19 protein-coding genes and 1 pseudogene are annotated in these 16,890 nt (G+C 73.7%); 13 read left to right on the top strand and 7 right to left on the bottom strand.

The window, feature by feature from the left end:
- The first annotated feature begins 36 nt into the window (after window positions 1–36).
- Both BIU94_RS10420 and BIU94_RS10425 read left to right on the top strand, forming a co-directional pair.
- Window positions 37–1,374 (top strand): sensor histidine kinase, encoded by a 1,338-nt coding sequence (locus BIU94_RS10420; protein ID WP_071258915.1) that lies wholly within the window; start codon window positions 37–39, stop codon window positions 1,372–1,374.
- Entirely contained in the window at window positions 1,371–2,018 is a 648-nt protein-coding gene (locus BIU94_RS10425) for a response regulator transcription factor (RefSeq protein ID WP_071258921.1), read from the top strand. Before BIU94_RS10420 ends, BIU94_RS10425 begins: the two co-directional genes overlap by 4 nt.
- A gap of 19 nt (window positions 2,019–2,037) precedes the next feature.
- Here BIU94_RS10425 and BIU94_RS10430 read toward each other — a convergent pair whose 3' ends face one another.
- Window positions 2,038–2,631: a CGNR zinc finger domain-containing protein gene (locus tag BIU94_RS10430; RefSeq protein WP_071258925.1), complete on the bottom strand. Its 594-nt coding sequence runs from the start codon at window positions 2,629–2,631 to the stop codon at window positions 2,038–2,040.
- Between the two features lie 64 nt (window positions 2,632–2,695).
- On the opposite strand from BIU94_RS10430, the gene BIU94_RS10435 reads away from it, so the two are divergent.
- Complete coding sequence (locus tag BIU94_RS10435) at window positions 2,696–3,994, top strand: MFS transporter (RefSeq protein ID WP_071258929.1); 1,299 nt, start codon at window positions 2,696–2,698, stop codon at window positions 3,992–3,994.
- 60 nt (window positions 3,995–4,054) lie between these two features.
- On the opposite strand, the gene BIU94_RS10440 is transcribed toward BIU94_RS10435, so the two are convergent.
- The 3 genes from BIU94_RS10440 to BIU94_RS10450 form a co-directional block, all read right to left on the bottom strand.
- Window positions 4,055–5,038 (bottom strand): GNAT family N-acetyltransferase, encoded by a 984-nt coding sequence (locus BIU94_RS10440; RefSeq protein WP_071258932.1) that lies wholly within the window; start codon window positions 5,036–5,038, stop codon window positions 4,055–4,057.
- A gap of 176 nt (window positions 5,039–5,214) precedes the next feature.
- Window positions 5,215–5,808 (bottom strand): TetR/AcrR family transcriptional regulator, encoded by a 594-nt coding sequence (locus tag BIU94_RS10445; protein WP_071258942.1) that lies wholly within the window; start codon window positions 5,806–5,808, stop codon window positions 5,215–5,217.
- 4 nt (window positions 5,809–5,812) lie between these two features.
- Window positions 5,813–6,367, bottom strand: coding sequence for a hypothetical protein (locus BIU94_RS10450; RefSeq protein ID WP_071258945.1), 555 nt, complete (start codon window positions 6,365–6,367; stop codon window positions 5,813–5,815).
- A 102-nt stretch (window positions 6,368–6,469) separates the two neighbouring features.
- Between BIU94_RS10450 and BIU94_RS10455 the strand changes: the two genes are divergently transcribed.
- A complete protein-coding gene (locus BIU94_RS10455; protein WP_071258953.1) occupies window positions 6,470–7,018 on the top strand; it encodes an MOSC domain-containing protein in 549 nt (182 codons plus the stop codon).
- Between the two features lie 18 nt (window positions 7,019–7,036).
- Here BIU94_RS10455 and BIU94_RS10460 read toward each other — a convergent pair whose 3' ends face one another.
- Window positions 7,037–7,609 carry a TetR/AcrR family transcriptional regulator gene (locus BIU94_RS10460; protein ID WP_071258959.1) on the bottom strand — a complete coding sequence of 191 codons (573 nt, stop codon included), beginning with the start codon at window positions 7,607–7,609 and terminating at the stop codon, window positions 7,037–7,039.
- Between the two features lie 62 nt (window positions 7,610–7,671).
- On the opposite strand from BIU94_RS10460, the gene BIU94_RS10465 reads away from it, so the two are divergent.
- Both BIU94_RS10465 and BIU94_RS10470 read left to right on the top strand, forming a co-directional pair.
- The gene (locus BIU94_RS10465) at window positions 7,672–8,403 is read left to right on the top strand and encodes an NADH(P)-binding protein (RefSeq protein ID WP_071258962.1); all 732 of its coding nucleotides are present in this window, start codon (window positions 7,672–7,674) and stop codon (window positions 8,401–8,403) included.
- Between the two features lie 4 nt (window positions 8,404–8,407).
- Window positions 8,408–8,812 (top strand): annotated as a pseudogene (locus BIU94_RS10470) (RidA family protein); the annotation flags it as partial.
- A 39-nt stretch (window positions 8,813–8,851) separates the two neighbouring features.
- Here the strand turns inward: BIU94_RS10470 and BIU94_RS10475 are convergent.
- Complete coding sequence (locus BIU94_RS10475) at window positions 8,852–9,175, bottom strand: hypothetical protein (RefSeq protein ID WP_071258965.1); 324 nt, start codon at window positions 9,173–9,175, stop codon at window positions 8,852–8,854.
- Window positions 9,176–9,367: 192 nt separating this feature from the next.
- The gene (gene tkt, locus BIU94_RS10480) at window positions 9,368–11,374 is read right to left on the bottom strand and encodes a transketolase (RefSeq protein ID WP_071258968.1); all 2,007 of its coding nucleotides are present in this window, start codon (window positions 11,372–11,374) and stop codon (window positions 9,368–9,370) included.
- A 202-nt stretch (window positions 11,375–11,576) separates the two neighbouring features.
- Between tkt and BIU94_RS10485 the strand changes: the two genes are divergently transcribed.
- From BIU94_RS10485 to BIU94_RS10515, 7 genes are all read left to right on the top strand, one after another.
- On the top strand, window positions 11,577–12,308 hold the full coding sequence (locus tag BIU94_RS10485; protein ID WP_139196379.1) for a GntR family transcriptional regulator: 732 nt from the start codon (window positions 11,577–11,579) through the stop codon (window positions 12,306–12,308).
- A gap of 15 nt (window positions 12,309–12,323) precedes the next feature.
- Complete coding sequence (locus BIU94_RS10490; RefSeq protein WP_071258971.1) at window positions 12,324–12,782, top strand: PTS sugar transporter subunit IIA; 459 nt, start codon at window positions 12,324–12,326, stop codon at window positions 12,780–12,782.
- Window positions 12,779–13,075 carry a PTS sugar transporter subunit IIB gene (locus BIU94_RS10495; protein WP_071258974.1) on the top strand — a complete coding sequence of 99 codons (297 nt, stop codon included), beginning with the start codon at window positions 12,779–12,781 and terminating at the stop codon, window positions 13,073–13,075. Before BIU94_RS10490 ends, BIU94_RS10495 begins: the two co-directional genes overlap by 4 nt.
- 2 nt (window positions 13,076–13,077) lie before the next feature.
- Window positions 13,078–14,490, top strand: a complete 1,413-nt coding sequence (locus BIU94_RS10500) for a PTS ascorbate transporter subunit IIC (RefSeq protein ID WP_071258978.1) — start codon at window positions 13,078–13,080, stop codon at window positions 14,488–14,490.
- A 288-nt stretch (window positions 14,491–14,778) separates the two neighbouring features.
- Window positions 14,779–15,237: a hypothetical protein gene (locus BIU94_RS10505; protein ID WP_071258984.1), complete on the top strand. Its 459-nt coding sequence runs from the start codon at window positions 14,779–14,781 to the stop codon at window positions 15,235–15,237.
- A gap of 108 nt (window positions 15,238–15,345) precedes the next feature.
- Window positions 15,346–16,044 carry a GAF and ANTAR domain-containing protein gene (locus tag BIU94_RS10510; protein WP_071258988.1) on the top strand — a complete coding sequence of 233 codons (699 nt, stop codon included), beginning with the start codon at window positions 15,346–15,348 and terminating at the stop codon, window positions 16,042–16,044.
- A 12-nt stretch (window positions 16,045–16,056) separates the two neighbouring features.
- On the top strand, window positions 16,057–16,773 hold the full coding sequence (locus tag BIU94_RS10515; protein ID WP_071258992.1) for a GAF and ANTAR domain-containing protein: 717 nt from the start codon (window positions 16,057–16,059) through the stop codon (window positions 16,771–16,773).
- Window positions 16,774–16,890 lie beyond the last annotated feature (117 nt).

A 16,890-nucleotide genomic window follows, 5' to 3' on the forward strand; every position in this document is an offset into this window, starting at 1 on the left:
GGCCCCGCAAGCCCCTGGACGTCACGAAGAGGTCGCATGTCCCACACGCCCGTTGCCCACCCGGCACCCACTCCTCCCCGGTTCCGCTTCGCCTCCGGGTTCTTCGCGGCCGCGACGTGGCGGCAGTTCGCCTTCCACGCGGCCCACCTGCCGATCGCGATCGGCGGGCTGGTGTGGTTCGCGCTCACCGTCGGTCTGGGGCTGCCGTCGGCGCTGACCTGGGTCGGCATCGTCGTGACCGCTTTCCTGGTCGGCGGCTCGGCCTGGTTCGCGGCCGTCACCCGGCGGATGTCCGCCGCCCTGCTCGGCCAGCGGGTCGCCGCGCCCACGCTGCGTCCGCGTCGGGGCGGACCGCTCGCCTGGGCGACGACCCGCCTGACGGACGGATCGACCTGGCGGGCGGTCGCCTACCTGGTCGTCGGCTTCGTCGTCACGACGACCACCTTCGCCGTGTCGGTCGCCGTGCTCGTGACGGCGCTCGGTGCCGTCACCCACGCCGTCTGGGGCGGGTTCCTGCCGGAGCAGATCGGTGCCGACGGTCGTCCGCACCGGGGCGCGCAGTTCCTCGGCGTCTTCGTCGACACCGTCCCGCTGCAGGTGGCCTTCGCCGGTCTCGGTGTCGTCGTGCTCCTCGCGGTCTGGCCCGCCGTGAACCACGGTCTCGGCTCGGTGCAGCGTCTGGTGATCCGGTCGATGCTCGGAGCGGGGTCGCGTCGACGTCGGCTCGCCGAGGTCACGGCGTCGCGCGACGCCGCCGTCGTGGACGCCGACATCACGCTGCGACGGATCGAGCGCGAGCTGCACGACGGCACGCAGGCGCGTCTGGTCGGCCTGGCCATGACCCTCGGCGACGCACGCGACCGCCTGGAGAGCGGCGCGGGCGACGACGTCGGCGTGCTGGTCGCGCAGGCGCACGCGTCGACGAAGGAGGCACTGGTCGAGTTGCGCGCGCTGGCTCGCGGCATCCACCCCCCGGTCCTCGACGCGGGCCTGGAGGCGGCGCTCGCCTCCGCCTGCTCGCGCACGCCGTTCCCGGTCACGCTCCGGGTCGACCTGCCGGTCCGTCCGGCGCCGGTGATCGAGGGGGTGGCGTACTTCGGGGTCCTGGAACTCCTGACGAACGTGTCGAAGCACGCGCAGGCCACCGGCGCCTCGGTCGACGTCGCGACGGACGGGCCGGACCTCGTCGTCACGGTCCGCGACGACGGCTCCGGCGGGGCGCACGTCTCGATGCCCCGTGCGGACGGCCACGGCACCGGGCTGGGCGGCCTGCTCGAGCGCCTCCGTGCCGTCGACGGCGGGCTCGTCCTCGACAGCCCGGCGGGCGGCCCCACCACGGTGACCATGACGATGCCGTCCGGTGGACCGTCGTGAGGATCGTCATCGCCGACGACAACACGATCGTCCGCGAGGGCCTGGCGGCGCTGCTGCAGGGCCGGGGCCACGACGTCGTCGCCGCCGTCGGGACCGGTGAGGCCGTGCTGCCCGCGATCGCGTCCGAGCAGGTCGACGTCGCGGTGATGGACATCCGCATGCCGCCGACGCACACCGACGAGGGCGTCCGGGCGGCCGTCCGGCTGAAGGCCGCCCGCCCGGAGGTCGGCGTGCTGCTGTTCTCGCAGTACGCCGAGGTCGGGTGGGCGCGTGCGCTGCTCGACGTGGCGACCGTCGGGGTGGGCTACCTGCTCAAGGACCGGGTGGCCGAGGTCACGACGTTCATCGACTCGCTGCAGCAGGTGGCCGCCGGACACGTCGTGCTCGACCCCGAGGTGGCGGCCGCGCTCGTGCAGGCACCCCGTCCGCTCCGGGACCGGCTCGACCAGCTGACCGCCCGCGAGACCGACGTCCTGCGGCTCATGGCGGAGGGGCGCTCGAACGCGGCGATCGCCGAGGCGCTCTTCCTGTCCGGTGGCACCGTCGAGAAGCACGTGACGGCGGTCTTCGCGAAGCTCGGGCTCGAGGCGACGCCGTCCGACCACCGACGGGTGCTCGCCGTCCTGCGCTTCCTGTCCGCCTAGTCGGCGGCGTCCCGCCCGGTCAGGCCCGCTTCCGGGCCTGGTGCCGCGCCACCCGGTTGCGGTTGCCGCACCCGGCCGCGGTGCACCAGACGCGGTTGTGCCGCGGCGACGTGTCCAGGTAGACCCAGCCGCAGGCGTCGTCGCCGCACTGCCGTGCCGCGCTGAGGTCGGAGGTCACCAGGTCCTGCGCGAGCATCGCGACCGCCGCGCGGGGACCCGTCAGGTCGGTCGGGACACGCCACGACCAGGACCGCTCGTCCGGACCCCGGACGAGCGAAGCGCGCCCGAGGGCGGCGACGTGTTCCCGCGCGATCAGCCCGACGGCGGACGGGGACGCCGCGAACACCGCGTCGTGGACCGCCTCGCGGAGGGCGAGGACGGCGGCGTGCTCCTCCGCGGCACCCGAGGGATCCCGTCGGGCCAGCGACCGCAGGGCGTCCGGCTCGTCGGCGAGGACACCGAACTGCGCGCACCAGGCGACGACGTCGTCGAACGACGCCAGCGTGTCGGTGGCACGCCGCTCGTCGAGGCGCCAGTGGACCGTGTCGACGAGGTCGAACGCGGGGTGCCCGCCGACCCGGGGGAACGGCGCCGCCGTGTCTGCCGTGACCATCCTCCAACACTAATGCGCGATCAGCTCTTGCGCCATTAGTCCTCCGCCTGCCACTGTCTAACGCGTGATCGACGACGAGAGCATTAGTGCACGCCGCCCCGGGCTCGGCCCCGACTTCGCGCGCTTCTGGGTCGCCCAGGGGGCGTCCTCGGTGGGGGCACAGGTCAGCGAGCTCGCGGTACCGCTGCTGGCGGTGATCGTGCTGCACGCGTCGGCTGCCGAGGTCGGGTTCCTCGGCGCCGCCCGGTGGGTGCCGTTCCTCGTGCTCGCGCTGCCGCTCGGCGTGCTGGTGGACCGGTGCCGACGGCGGCCGGTCCTCGTCACCGCCGACGTCGCACGCGCCGTCCTGACCGTCGCGGTCGTCGTCCTCGCGTTCTCCGGTCGGCTCACGCTGCCGACCCTCGTCCTCGCGGTCGGTCTGCTCGGGGCCGGCACGGTGGCGTTCGAGGTGGCCTACCAGTCCTTCCTGCCGACGGTCGTGCACCGTGCGCACCTGGAGCGGGCGAACGGACGCCTGCAGGCGACGGCCTCGGCGGCAGAGGTCGGCGGCCCGGGCCTGGCGGGTCTCCTCGTCCAGGTGTTGTCCGCGCCCTGGGCGCTGCTCGCCCACGCGGTGACGTACGTCGTGTCCGCGGTGTCGCTCGTCGGGATCGCGACGCCGGAGCGCCGGCCGGAACGCTCGGGGCGGAGCGCCCTGCGGGACCTCGGCGACGGGCTCCTGTTCGTCCGCCGGGACCCGTACCTGGTCGGGCTGCTCGGGTTCGCCGGGATCTACAACCTCTTCGCGCAGTGGGTGATGGTGCTCTTCACCGTCCACGCCGTCCGGACGCTCGGGCTGACGGCCGGCACCCTCGGGATCGTCCTGGGACTCGGCGCGGTGGGAGCCGTCCTCGGAGCGGCCGCCGCCCCGTCGAGCGTGCGCCGCTTCGGGGCCGGTCCGGTGATGGTCGCCTGCGCGGCGGCCGAGTGCCTCGCCCTGGCGGTCCTGCCACTCGTCGACGTGTCCTGGACGGCACCGGTCGTCCTCGGGGTGCTCGTCGCGGTGTTCGCGGTCAACGGCGCCGGCACGTCGCTGTCGAGCGTCGTCGCCCTGACCCTGCGGCAGCTCCGCACACCGGACGAGCTGCTCGGCCGCGTCAACGCGACGATGCGCTGGTTGTCGTACGGCGTCGTCGCGGTGGGTGCGGCGGTCGGCGGCGTCGTCGGCGAGGCCCTCGGCACGCGGACCGGCATCGCGATCGGCTGCGCCGGCACGCTCCTGACGGTCGTCTGGGTCGTCGCGTCGCCGCTCCGGCGGATCGGTGACCCGGCACTGCTCGCGGTCGGCCCGTCGGCGGGGGCGACGCCGCCGAGCGGGCGGTGAGCCGACGGGCACGCCCGCGAGCGGGTGCGGGTGGCGTCGCCGATCCGGTGCGGCGTGCCGCTACCCGGCGCCGCCCACGCGCACCGACGCCGCCGCGGTCCGGACCACCCGCGGCAGGGGCGACGAGACCACGTTCACGAACGGCCGCTCGGTCGCGCCGAGGGACGTCTTGAACCGGGCGATCCCGTCGTCGACGTGCCCGACGAGGTCGACGGCCGTGTGCCCCCGCCGCAGCGACCACACGAGCAGGTCGTGGAAGAGCGCGGTGCTCGGGTTCGCCGCGCGGTGTGCACGGAGGGTGCCGCCGGCCCACCCGGTCACGACCGGGTGGCTCGCCAGTGCCACGATCACGCCGGCCGGCTCCCCGGCGACGACCGCCGTGGTGACGAGGACGTCGTCGCGGCCGGCCGCCCAGCGTTCGACCCGTGCGCCGATCTCCTCCGGGTAGGGCGAGGGCACGCCACGGCTGCGGTACGACTCGCCAAGGACCTGCGGCAGCAACGCGGTGAGCTCGCCCGGGAGCGCGGGACGGACCTCGACGGCGTTGCGACCCGCGGCGCGGAGCGAGTACCGGGCGCCCTTCTTCATCGAGGCGACGATCTGCTCGGGCGACGCGCCGACGAGGTCGACGACGTACGTCCGGTCAGCCGTCTGCTCGACCCCGGCGCGGGCCAGGTCGACGCCCGCGGCCGCGACGACCGCCGGCCCGAGGTCGAACCGCGCCACCGGGACGGCGTGACCGACCTGCCAGCGCCGGAACGCCCGGAGGGTGCTCGTCAGGAGCGCGGGGGGCACGAGCGGTCCGACGAACGGGAAGGGCGGCTCCGCCGGTCGACGCGTCCACCCGGACCGCAGGAGCACCGGGAAGACCCCGACCGGCTCGTCCCCGTCGGAGACGACGAGGGGTTCGAACCGCCACCCGAAGACGTCGGCCTGCAGCTGCAGCCAGGACCAGTCGTGGAAACCGGTGGCGCCCGGGCTCAGGGCGACGAGCGCGTCCCACTCCTCGGCGTCGCGAGCGGTGCTGAACCGGATGGGTGCCACGACGAGTGCCTCCTGGGGTCGGGAGCGGTGCGGTCGCGAGCGTATCCACGGGGGCGGGACCGGCGGGGTCGGACGGCGCCGAATGGCGGGGGCGTCGACGTCGAATGGCGGGAGTACGCAAGCGGTCCGCCGCGTGCGGGTCCGCGCGCGGCGAGCGTCGCGCCCGACCGGGGCCGTCAGCCGCGCGGGCCGCGCAGACCGTCGAGGTGCAGTCCGACCAGCGCCAGGACGCGCTCGGCCGACCGCGCCGTCGGGTCCCAGGTGTGCTCGACCGCGAGGCCGTCGACCACCGCGTGCAGCCGGTCCGTCTCGTCCGCCCGGTCGCGTGCGGGGTCGAGGGCGCCGGCCTCCGCCAGGGCGTCGAGCGCACGTGCGCAGACCAGGCCGACCCCGGCGTTCAGTCGCCGCGCGCTGCGTGCCAGGTGCTCGTCGGTGCGCGACAGGACGCCGAGCTGCACCTGCGCGAGGATCTCGGTCGTGCGCTCGGCGTCGAGCGGCAGGACCTGGGCGAGCGTCTCCACCGCGAGCTCCCGCCCGGTCGACCGCAGCGCCGCGAGCCGCGCGGTGACGCGGGCCTCGATGATCGTCAGGCAGTGCTCGCGGAGTGCGTGCTGGGTGGGGAAGAGCCGGCGCAGCGACGCGGCGGCGAGTCCTGCCTCGTCGGCGACGTTCCGGACGGACAGCGATGCCAACCCGTCGCGCTCGAGGATGCGGAGACAGGCCGCGGTGACCACGGCGCCCCGTTCCTCGAGGTCGACACGGCGTGGCACCCGGTCAGCCTACGGCGGGGTCGGTCGACGACGCGGCCGGCTTGCGCGGCCAAATCGTGTAGCTGACCGCCCAGAGGACCTCGATGCCGAGGACCACGGCGAGCAGCCCGAGGGTGCCCTGGAACTCGGCGGTGCGCTCCGGGTCGCCGACCACCGCGACGAGTCCGCCGATGATGCCCCCGGCGATGAGGACGGCGAGGCCGGTGCGCAGGACGTCGCCCCAGCAGTGTGCGGTGTGCCGCCGACCCGACAGGCGGAGCGGAGCCGGACCGCCGGCGAAGCGGTGCTCGAAGCGGACGTCCGCCCACGCGATCATCCGGTGCCCGTAGGCGACCGACATCCCGATGTACACGGCGGCGAGCCCGTGGTGCCAGCTCGCCGTCGCACCGCGGAGCAGGTCGAGCGTGACCAGGGCGAGCAGGACGACGTCGACGGCGGGCGCGGCGACGAGCAGGGCGGCACCGAGGCGTGGTCGGCGCAGCAGGTAGCGCGCGACGAGACCCCCGACGATCGCGACCCAGAACGCGACCTCGCAGACGATGATGGCGACGAGTGTCACTGGTTCCCCCCGAGTGTTTGAGTACAGGTGTGCTCAAACACTACGACACCGAGCCGGCGACCACCACTGGCGCCGAGCCGGACACCGCGCCAGACTCGAACCGTGAGCACCGACCCCGTCGTCGTCGCCGTCAGCACCGACGGCGGCCACCACTTCAGCAAGCCCGTCGTCGACGCGATCACCCTGGTCGAGGGGTGGGGCGTCGAGGGTGACGCCCACGCCGGCACGACGGTGCAGCACCGGTCCCGTGTGGCCCGCGACCCGTCGCAGCCGAACCTGCGGCAGGTGCACCTGCTGCACGCCGAGCTCTTCGACGAGGTCGCCGACGCCGGGTTCGCAGTCGCGCCGGGCCAGATGGGCGAGAACGTCACGACCCGCGGGGTCGACCTGCTCGCGCTGCCGACCGACACCCTGCTGCACCTGGGTGACGAGGCCTGCGTCCGCGTCACCGGGCTCCGGAACCCCTGCCAGCAGATCAACGGCTTCGAGCCGGGTCTGCTGCGCGCGGTCCTCGGTCGCGCCGACGACGGGACCGTCGAGCGCAAGGGCGGTGTGATGGCCGTCGTCGTCACGGGCGGGACGATCCGGGCGGGCGACACCGTCCGCGTCGAGCTGCCGACCGGGGAGCGCGTGCCGCTCAGCCCCGTCTGACGACCCGTCGTCCCCTGCTCACTCGGTGGACCGCGGAACCCGCCGCGGCACCCCCGCCAGGTACGCGGTCAGCACGGCCGCCGGGTCGAGCGGGCCCGCCTCGGCCACGCGGTAGAGCAGGAGCGCGTCGACGACCCCGACGAGGTCGACGGCCGTGCCCTCCGGGTCCTCGGCCCCGACCGCCTCGAGCAGCACACGGGCGGTGTCGACGAGGCCGACGCGGACCGGTGCCGCTCCGGTCAGCGGTGCGCGCAGGTCCGGGTCGTCGCGGAGTTCGAGCAGCAGGGCGAAGCGTGCGGCCTGGGCGTCCCGACGCGTGGCCAACCCGTCGAGGAACCCGATCGCGACCCCGACCACCGCCGCGTCGTCGAGGTGTTCGGGCAGCCGGAGCCCCGACAGGTCGTCGGCGAGCTGCGCCGTGATGCGGTCGACCACGAGGGCGGTCAGCTCGCGCCGCGTCCGCGCGTAGTAGGTGGTCGACCCCGGCGGCAGACCTGCCTCGGCGTCGACGGCACGGTGGGTGAGCGCCCGGGCACCGCCCCGTGCGGTGAGCCGGACGCCCGCGTCCGCCAGGTCCTCGCGTCGTCCCATGCTCGCCTTCCCGCCGCTGTCAGCGTAGTGTCCTCTACAAACGTAGAGGAACGGTGGGGGACATGCGGGTGGCAGTGGTGGGTGGCGGGATCTCCGGGGACGCGATCGTGCGGGCGGTCCGGCAACGCGGGTGCTCCGTGGTGCAGCGGTCGCGGTCGACGGGGTTCGACGTGCTCCGCGACGACGCGAACGCGGCGTTGGCGGACGCCGACGTGGTGGTCGAGGCGACCGGACGGTTCACGACGAGTCGCCGACGGGCCACGGCGTTCTTCACCGGGTCGACCGGGGCGGTCGCCGCCGCCACGGCCCGGACCGGCGCCCGGCACGTCCTGCTCTCGATCCTGGGCTGCACGCGGCCGGAGGTGCAGGGCTACGGCTACTTCGCCGGCAAGACCGCTCAGGAGGCCGCCGCGCGGGCATCGGGCGCGCGGCTGACCGTCGTGCGGTCGACGCAGTGGTTCGAGTTCGCCCGGCAGAACCTCGAGCGCCTGCGGGTCGGCCCCGTCGCGCTGGTGCCGGGCATGACGATCGCGCCGGTCGCCCTCGACGCCGTCGCCGCGGTGGTCGCGGACGTCGTGGTCGGCGACCGCGGCGGACCGGTCGTCGAGGTGGCCGGCCCGGAGCGGACGACGCTCTGGTCGATGACGACCGCCCTGCCCGACCCGGGGGTGCGCCCGGTCCCGCTGTGGATCCCGGGTCGGACGGGCCGGGCCTTCCGGGACGGCGCCCTGCTGCCCGCGACCGGGACCGAGGTGGTCGGTCCCCGGTTCGACGACTGGCTGCTGGCAGGATGACGGCATGGCCAGTGCCGTCCGACTCATCCGTTCCGGGACCCTGAGCGACATCGCCGAGTACGCGTACGCCGCGACCGTGCCGGCCGACGCCCGCTTCGTGTTCCTCGCCGGGGCGTGCCCGCTCGAACCCGACGGGACGACGGCCGCGGTCGGCGACCACCGCGGTCAGGCGGCGAAGTGCGTCGAGACGCTGACCCAGGCGCTGCACGCCGCGGGGGCGACGCTCGAGGACGTCGTCAGCACGCGCGTGCTCGTGGCGTCGTCGCGGCAGGACGACCTGGTCGCGGCGTGGGAGGTCGTGCGTGACGCGTTCGGGGCCCACGACGTGCCGAGCACGTTGTTCGGCGTCACCGTGCTCGGGTACGACGACCAGCTCGTCGAGATCGAGGCGGTGGCGGCGGTGCGCGACGAGCCGGTGCCCGGACCCCCGTCCGGCGCGGTCGACCGGTCAACCGCCGAACCGGGCGACGTACGCGACGGCGGCGACGAGCGGTAGCGCGACGACGACGGCGGTCACCGCGGCTCGCGGTCCCCGCTGACGGGTCCACGGCGCGAGCCGGACGACGACACCGCCGAGCAGCGCCCCGACGCCGGTGACGACGAACGCGACCGTCGTCTCGACCGCGTACCGAGCGGGGTCCGTGGCGGCGCACCGCTCGGTCCCGCACCACGCGAAGAACGCCGTGACGAACGCGACCGCGCCGACGGCGAGTCCCGCCGGCGCGCTCCACGCCAGGTGCCACGCGGACACCCTCGTCGTCGTGCTGCGCATCGCGGCCTCCCGGATCGATCGTGCCCGGGGGGCCGACCCGTTGACAGCCCGAGAACGGGTGACGCGACGAGCACCCGGTGAGCAGAAGACGTCGGGTGTCGACCTCGCACCCGACGTCTTCTGCTCACTCGAGCGGCGACACGACTCGTGAGGCGCCACGACTCGAGCGGCGACACGACTCGAGGCGACGGGTCAGACGCGCGCGGCCACGGTGCGGAGCGCCTCGACGACGCGCTCCACGGTCATGCCGCGTGCCGCGAGTGCGTCTGCTGCCGGCGCGGAGACGCCGAACTCGTCGATGCCGACCACGACGCCGTCGGGGCCGGCGATGCCCTCCCAGCCGAAGGGCGACGCCGCCTCGACGACGACCCGGGCGCGCACGGAGCGGGGCAGGACGCGCTCGCGGTGGTCGGCGTCCCCGGCCTCGAACCACTCGCGGCAGGGCATCGAGACGACCCGGACGGCCAGGTCCGGCACCTGCTCGGCGGCCTGCAGGGCGAGGGCGACCTCGCTGCCGGTCGCCACCACGACGACGTCGGGCGCACCGTCGGTGTCGCGCACGACGTACGCACCGCGGGCGACGCCCTCCCGCACCGCGTCGACCGGGGTGTCGGCGACGGGCAGCGGCTGGCGGGCGAGGACGAGCCCGGCGGGTGCACGCCGTTCGAGGACCGCCGCCCACGCCGCGACGGTCTCGTTGCCGTCCGCCGGCCGGACCACGGCGAAGCCGGGCATCGCACGGAGGCTCGCCAGGTGCTCGATCGGCTGGTGCGTCGGACCGTCCGCGCCGAGCGCCACCGAGTCGTGCGACCACACGTACGTGACGGGGAGCTGCATGAGCGCGGCGAGGCGGGTCGCGGGGCGCTGGTAGTCGCTGAACACCAGGAAGGTGCCGGCGAAGAAGCGTGACCCGCCGGCGAGGGTGATGCCGTTCATCGCGGCGGCCATGGCGTGCTCGCGCACGCCCCAGTGCACGTTCCGGCCGGTCGGCGACGACGGCAGGAACGAGCCGCCGTCGACGATGGCGGTGCGGTTCGGCTCGGCGAGGTCGGCGGAGCCGCCCCAGAGCTCGGGCATCCGCTCGGCGAGCGCCTGGATCACCCGGCCGGAGGCGTCGCGGGTCGCCAGCTGCGTGCCGGGTTCGAAGGTCGGGAGGCCCGTGGTCAGTCCGGCGGGCAGCTCGCCCCGTGCGGCACGTGCGTGCTCGGACGCCGCCTGCGGGTGCGCGTCGGTCCAGGCCGCGAACGCGGTGTCCCACGCGGCGCGGAGCGCCTCGCCCCGGTCGACCGCGCGGCGGGTGTGTGCGAGGACCTCGGCGGGCACGTCGAACGGTTCGCGGTCGATGCCGAGCGCCGCGCGGGTGGCGGCGGTCTCGGCGGCGCCGAGCGGGGCGCCGTGCGACGCGGCGGTGCCGGTGGCGTTCGGTGCCGGCCAGGCGATCTGCGAGGCGAGCACGACGAGGTGCGGCCGGTCGTCGCGCTCGCCGGAGAGCACGCGGTGCAGGGTCGCCAGGTCGACGTCGCCGTCGGGGGTGGTGGCGACGTGGTCGACGCGCCACCCCTGGGCGGCGAAGCGGGCGCCGGTGTCCTCGGACGAGGTCAGGGTGGTGCTGCCCTCGATCTGGATGTCGTTGTCGTCGTACACGACGGTGAGGTTGCCGAGTCCGTGCCGGCCGGCCAGGGCGCCGGCCTCGTAGGAGATGCCCTCCTGCAGGTCGCCGTCGGACGCGAGCACCCAGACGCGCTGGTCGAAGGGCGACGTGCCGGCGGGGGAGTCGGGGTCCAGGCGTGCCCGGTCCCGCTTGAGCGCCATCGCCATGCCGACCGCGGTGGCGAGGCCCTGGCCGAGGGGGCCGGTCGTGGTCTCGACCCCGGGGGTGTGCCCGAACTCGGGGTGCCCCGGCGTCCGTGAGCCCGCCGAGCGGAACGCGCGCAGGTCGTCGACGGTCAGGCCGTAGCCGGTCAGGAACAGCTGCGTGTAGAGCAGGATGCTCGCGTGCCCGCAGGAGAGCACGAAGCGGTCGCGCCCCGGCCACTCCGGCGACGCGGGGTCGTGCCGGATGTGCTCCTGGAACAGCAGGTGGGCGACGGGGGCGAGTGCCGCCGCGGTGCCGGGGTGGCCCGACCCGGCCGCCTCGACGGCGTCGATCGCGAGCATCCGGGCGGTGTCGATGGCGTTCCGGCCGACGTCCGTGGTCATGCGTACTCCTTCATCGGGGCGTGGTGGGACGCTCTCGACGGTAGGACATGGATCATGACGTCATGACGAATCAAGACCAATCGGCGTCGTTTTGCGATCCCGGTTCGAGCGGGGTACCGTCTCAGACGTCAAGTCGTCATGACGAATTGACGGTCCAGCCCTCGGCCCGCCCTGCGAGCCACACAACGACGTGGAGGAATCCGTGCGCACGATCAGCGGGACGAGCAAGTACGTGGCCGTCCGCGAGCACCTGCTCTCGCGCATCGTCAAGCTCGCGCCGGGCACCCGGCTCGCACCCGAACCGGTGCTGTGCGAGGAGTACGGCGTCAGCCGGATCACCCTGCGGCACGCGGTCGACGGGCTCATCGCGGACGGGCACCTCGTGCGCGAACAGGGCCGCGGCACCTTCGTCACCGAGCCGCAGTTCCGCACCCACTACCGGGAGCGCTTCGCCGACGAGGTGAAGGGCTTCTACGTGCAGCAGACGGAAGAGGGCTTCGCCGTCTCGAGCCAGGTGCTCCGGCACGACGTCGTCGTCGCCGGCGAGACGGTCGGCGCGCGCCTCGACGTGTCCTCCGCCGACCGCGTCGTCGAGCTCGTCCGGCTCCGGTTCGTCAACGGCACCCTGCACCACCGGGTCACCACCTACCTGCCGGTCGAGCGCTTCCCCCTGGCGGCGACGACCGACTTCACCGACGGGTCGCTGTACGGCTTCCTGCGCGAGGCCTACGGCGTGACCCTCGTCCGGAACGACCTGCTCGTCTCGGTCAGCGCCGCGGACGGCCCCACGTCCGACGCCCTCATGGTCGACCACGGCGAGAAGCTCCTGCGGGTCGCCTCGACGGTCTTCGACCAGGACGACCAGGCCGTCGCGTACGGCGTCTCGGACTTCACGCCGCAGAACTCCGAGATCTTCTTCGGACTGCACAGCTGACGGAACAGGAACACCATGCTCAGAGAACGTCTCACCCCCGACCGGATCCGCTTCGCCGCGGACGTCGACTCCTGGCAGCAGGCGGTCGACCTCGTGTCCGCGCCCCTCGTCGACGACGGGTCGATCACCCCCGACTACGTCGAGGCGATGAAGACCGCGGTCGCGGCACCCGGCGGCACGTACATCGACCTCGGGTCCGGCGTCGCCCTCGCCCACGCCCGCCCCGAGGCCGGCGTGGTCCGACCCGCGCTGTCCTACCTGCGCGTGCGGCCCGCCGTGCTGCTGGCCGACGACCCGGCGCACCCGATCGACCTGTTCCTGTGCCTCGCCGCGAGCGACTCGAGCGAACACATCCAGACGATGCAGGAACTCGCCGTCCTGCTCACCGACGAGGACGCCCGCGCCGGGCTCCTCGACGCCACCACCCCCGCCGACGTCACGTCGGTCCTCTCACAGATCGGACAGAACGCATGAAGATCCTCGCCGTCTGCAGCACCGGCCTCGGCTCCAGCTTCATGACCCACATGAACATCGACAAGGCGCTCAAGGAGCTCGGGGTCAGCGGGGTCGACGTCGACCACACCGACCTCGGTTCGGCCTCGTCCACCTCGGCCGACGTCGTCTTCGTCGGCAAGGACATCGCCGAGGCCGCCCAGGACCTCGGTGACGTGGTCGTGCTCGACAGCCTCATCGACTTCTCCGAGATCAAGACGAAGACCGCCGCGGCCCTCACCCGCCACGGTGTCGACGTCCCCGCGGGGGCCTGACGATGAACGGGTTCGTCTCGATCCTGCTCGACCTCTTCCGGCAGCCGTCGATCATCGTCGCGCTCATCTCGCTGATCGGGCTCGCGATCCAGCGGAAGAGCGGCAGCGACGTCTTCAAGGGCACCGTCCGCACCCTGGTCGGCTTCCTCGTGCTCGCGGCCGGCGCCGGGGTGGTCAGCGCCTCGCTCTCGCCGTTCGGCGACATGTTCCAGCACGCGTTCAACGTGCAGGGCGTCGTGCCGAACAACGAGGCGATCGTCGGCCAGGTGCTGCTCGAGTACGGCTCCGCCGCCGCGCTCATCTTCTTCTTCGGCATGATCGTCAACGTCGTGCTCGCCGCGACGACGCAGTTCAAGTACATCTACCTGTCCGGCCACGTCGCCTTCTACATGGCGGCGATGGTCGCGGTGATCTTCGGCGTCGCCGGCTTCAGCACGTGGCAGGTCATCCTGTGGGGCTCGATCGCCCAGGGCATCGTCATGACGGTCTCCCCCGCCGTCGTGCAGCCCTTCATGCGCAAGGTCACGGGCACCGACGACGTCGCACTCGGGCACACCGGCGGCGCCGGCATCGCCCTGAGCGGTGTCGTCGCGACCCTGACCCGCAGCAAGAAGAAGCCGTCGAAGTCGACCGAGGACATCGCGTTCCCGTCCGGCCTCGGCTTCCTGCGCGACACCACCGTCATCGTGGCGCTGTCGATGGGCGTCATCTACGTCGTCGTCGCACTGTTCGCCGGTGCCGGGTACATCGAGTCCGAGCTGAGCGACGGCCAGAACTTCATCATCTTCGCGGTGATGCAGGCCGCCACGTTCTCCGCCGGTGTCTTCATCATCCTGGCCGGCGTCCGCGTCGTCCTGGCCGAGATCGTGCCGGCCTTCAAGGGCATCAGCGAGCGGCTCGTCAAGAACGCCAAGCCGGCGCTCGACGTGCCGATCGTGTTCACGTTCGCCCCGAACGCCGTGCTCATCGGCTTCCTGTCGAGCTTCGCCGGCGGCATCGTCGGCATGGTGGTCATGGCCGTGAGCGGCACGGCGATCATCATCCCGGGCGTCGTCGCGCACTTCATGACCGGCGCGGCCTCCGGTGTCATCGGCAACGGCGCGGGCGGTCGACGCGGCGCGGTGCTCGGCGCGTTCACGAACGGGCTCGCCATCACGTTCCTGCCGCTGCTGCTCCTGCCGGTGCTCGGCGACGTGGGCCTGGCGAACTCGACCTTCTCGGACGCCGACTTCGGCGTCGTGGGCCTGGTCTTCGGGCACCTCGCCGGTGCCGGTGGACAGGTCGCCGTGATCGTCGGACTGCTCGCCGCGATCGTGCTGGTGTACGGCGCGTCGATCGTGATGCGCGGCCGGGCGAAGCGCCGGACCGAGGCCGAGGCCGCCGAGCGCGACCAGGAGGTCGCAGCCGCGCGCTGAAGACGAGCGGACACGCGCGTCACGCGCGGTCCGTGAGCAGGGATGGTCGGGTCGCGTTCGCGCACCCGACCATCGCTGTTCCGGGTGCGTCCGGTGGTGGACGCGACCCGGCGTCGGACGGGAGGCGCGGTGCAGCGCCGCCACGGGCCTCCCGTCCGACCCGACGCGGCCCACGGGCCGTGGCTGGGTGCGCGCACATCGTCGGGTCCCACACTGGCGTCACGGTGTCAGCAGGACGGAGCCGGGGTCTTCCCGGCGTCCCCCTGCGGAGCCGCCAAGGGAGTCATCATGACGAACCGATCCGAGGCGGCCTCGACGCCGCTCGCCCTCACCAGCGTCGTGGCCTCGGGCCTGCCGACGGAACTCGGGTCGCCCTCGGCGGCGGCCACCTACGACGTGCCCGCCGTCTTCAACCGGCGACCCGACACCGCCGAGACCACCGCGCTGCGCGGCGAGCTCGGGCACGCCCGCCTCGTCGCGGCCGGGTACCCGGAGGTCACGCTCGACGTGCAGGACCGTCGACTCGTCATCGGCAACACGAGCCTCGGGCAGCTGGAACGCGGACTCGCGACGGTGGTGGCGACCATCGTCGACACCGTGAGCCGGACGGTGCTCGCCGACCAGGAAGAGGTGCGCGACGCCGCGCGCCTGGCGTTCGACGACCGGACGGCGCGCGCCCGCGAGGTCACGCGCGCGGCCGAGCGGATCCACTTCGTGCCCGAGCCGGCGCGACCGCGTGCGATGTGACCGCCGCAGCGGCCGCGGTCGCCGACTGCGCTAGCGTGACAACACGCGGTGGACGATCGGTCACCGTCCGAGGGTGCAGCGGTCGTGGACCAGGAACGAGGGCGTCGGATGGGTGACTTCACCATCGCCGCGTCCGCGCTGCAGACCGCGCCGGACGGCAGCGACATGTGCCCGCCGTTCCTGACGACGTTGCCGGTGAGCGCGGTCGGGATCTCCACGCTCGGCGACCCGATCGGCTCGCTCACCGTGTGCGCGAGCAGCCGCCTCGCCGAGCGCGTCGACGAGATCCAGCTCGACCTCGGCGAGGGGCCCTGCTGGCAGGCGCTCGTCAGCCGCAGCCCGGTGCTCGAACCCGACCTGGCCGCCTCGGACAACGCGGGCTGGCCGCTGGCGCTCGAGGAGCTCCTGCGCGCCGGCGTCGGCGCGGTGTTCTCCTTCCCGATGCACGTCGGGACGATCCCCGTCGGTGCCGTCGACCTGTCGGTCGAGCACGGTCGGGAGCTCACCGCCGGCCAGGTCCGCGGCGCGGTCCAGCTCACCGAGGTCGCCGCGCGCCGCGTGCTCCGCCAGGCCCTGCTCGCCGCCGCGGCCGACGGACGCGCCGACATGCACACCGGCCGGTACTCCCGTCGCGAGGTGCACCAGGCCACCGGCATGGTCGCCGCACAGCTCGGCGTGGACGTCTCCGACGCCCTGCTCGTCCTGCAGGCGCACGCCTTCGCCACCGAACGAACCGTCCGCGACGTCTCGAACGACGTCATCGCCCGCCGCATCGACCTCACCCGGCCGTACGGTTCCGAGAACTGAGGAGCACGCACCATGGCACCGACCCGCGAGCACCGTCTCGTCGACACGTTCGTCGCGCTCACCGACACCCTCGTCGACGACTACGACGTCGTCGACCTGCTGCAGACCCTGGTCGACAACGTCGTGGACCTGTTCGACGCGTCGGCGGCGGGCATCCTGCTCGTCAACCAGCACCAGGAGCTCGAGGTGCTGGCGTCGACCAACGAGCGGTCGGGCTTCGTCGGCCTGCTGCAGCTCGACTCCGGCGAGGGCCCCTGCGTGGAGTGCTTCTCGACCGGTCGCCTCGTCTCCGTCGAGGACCAGGCCGAGATGCGCCGCCGGTGGCCGACGTTCGCGGCGGCCTCCGCCGAGTCCGGGTACGCGTCCGTCCACGCGATCCCGATGCGGCTGCGCGACACGACGCTCGGGTCGCTCAACCTGTTCCGCGAGGCCGAGGGGCGGCTCAACGCCGACGACGCCCTCGCCGCGCAGGCCCTGACGGACGTCGCGACGATCAGCATCCTGCAGCAGCGGACGGTCGAGCACGCGAAGGTCGCGCAGGACCAGCTGCAGCGCGCGCTCGACAGCCGGGTCGTCATCGAGCAGGCGAAGGGGTTCGTGGCGTACACGCACCAGGTCGACATGGAGACGGCGTTCAGGATGCTCCGGCAGTACGCCCGGTCGCACCAGGAGCGCCTCGCCGACGTGGCACGGGCCGTGGTGGAGCGCCGGCTGGTCATCCCGGCCTGAGCGTCGCCGCGGTCGCCGTGGTCGCTGCCGTCGCCGCGGTCGCCGCGGTCGCCGTGGTCGCCGCGCAACGCACTCGTCGTCGGTCCCGGTGTGCGCACCGGCCGGCGGGCGTATCGT

This window comes from Curtobacterium sp. MMLR14_006 (genome assembly GCF_001864985.1).
In the GTDB taxonomy this organism is placed as follows: Bacteria; Actinomycetota; Actinomycetes; order Actinomycetales; family Microbacteriaceae; genus Curtobacterium.

Excerpts from the sequence above, each read along its gene's own strand:
- BIU94_RS10515 (WP_071258992.1), top strand. The coding sequence starts at position 16,057 with ATGGCACCGACCCGCGAGCACCGTCTCGTCGACACGTTCGTCGCGCTC.
- BIU94_RS10465 (WP_071258962.1), top strand. The coding sequence starts at position 7,672 with ATGCGGGTGGCAGTGGTGGGTGGCGGGATCTCCGGGGACGCGATCGTG.
- tkt (WP_071258968.1), bottom strand. The coding sequence starts at position 11,374 with ATGACCACGGACGTCGGCCGGAACGCCATCGACACCGCCCGGATGCTC.
- BIU94_RS10500 (WP_071258978.1), top strand. The coding sequence starts at position 13,078 with ATGAACGGGTTCGTCTCGATCCTGCTCGACCTCTTCCGGCAGCCGTCG.
- BIU94_RS10490 (WP_071258971.1), top strand. The coding sequence starts at position 12,324 with ATGCTCAGAGAACGTCTCACCCCCGACCGGATCCGCTTCGCCGCGGAC.
- BIU94_RS10505 (WP_071258984.1), top strand. The coding sequence starts at position 14,779 with ATGACGAACCGATCCGAGGCGGCCTCGACGCCGCTCGCCCTCACCAGC.
- BIU94_RS10495 (WP_071258974.1), top strand. The coding sequence starts at position 12,779 with ATGAAGATCCTCGCCGTCTGCAGCACCGGCCTCGGCTCCAGCTTCATG.
- BIU94_RS10460 (WP_071258959.1), bottom strand. The coding sequence starts at position 7,609 with ATGGGACGACGCGAGGACCTGGCGGACGCGGGCGTCCGGCTCACCGCA.
- BIU94_RS10420 (WP_071258915.1), top strand. The coding sequence starts at position 37 with ATGTCCCACACGCCCGTTGCCCACCCGGCACCCACTCCTCCCCGGTTC.
- BIU94_RS10510 (WP_071258988.1), top strand. The coding sequence starts at position 15,346 with ATGGGTGACTTCACCATCGCCGCGTCCGCGCTGCAGACCGCGCCGGAC.
- BIU94_RS10475 (WP_071258965.1), bottom strand. The coding sequence starts at position 9,175 with ATGCGCAGCACGACGACGAGGGTGTCCGCGTGGCACCTGGCGTGGAGC.
- BIU94_RS10430 (WP_071258925.1), bottom strand. The coding sequence starts at position 2,631 with ATGGTCACGGCAGACACGGCGGCGCCGTTCCCCCGGGTCGGCGGGCAC.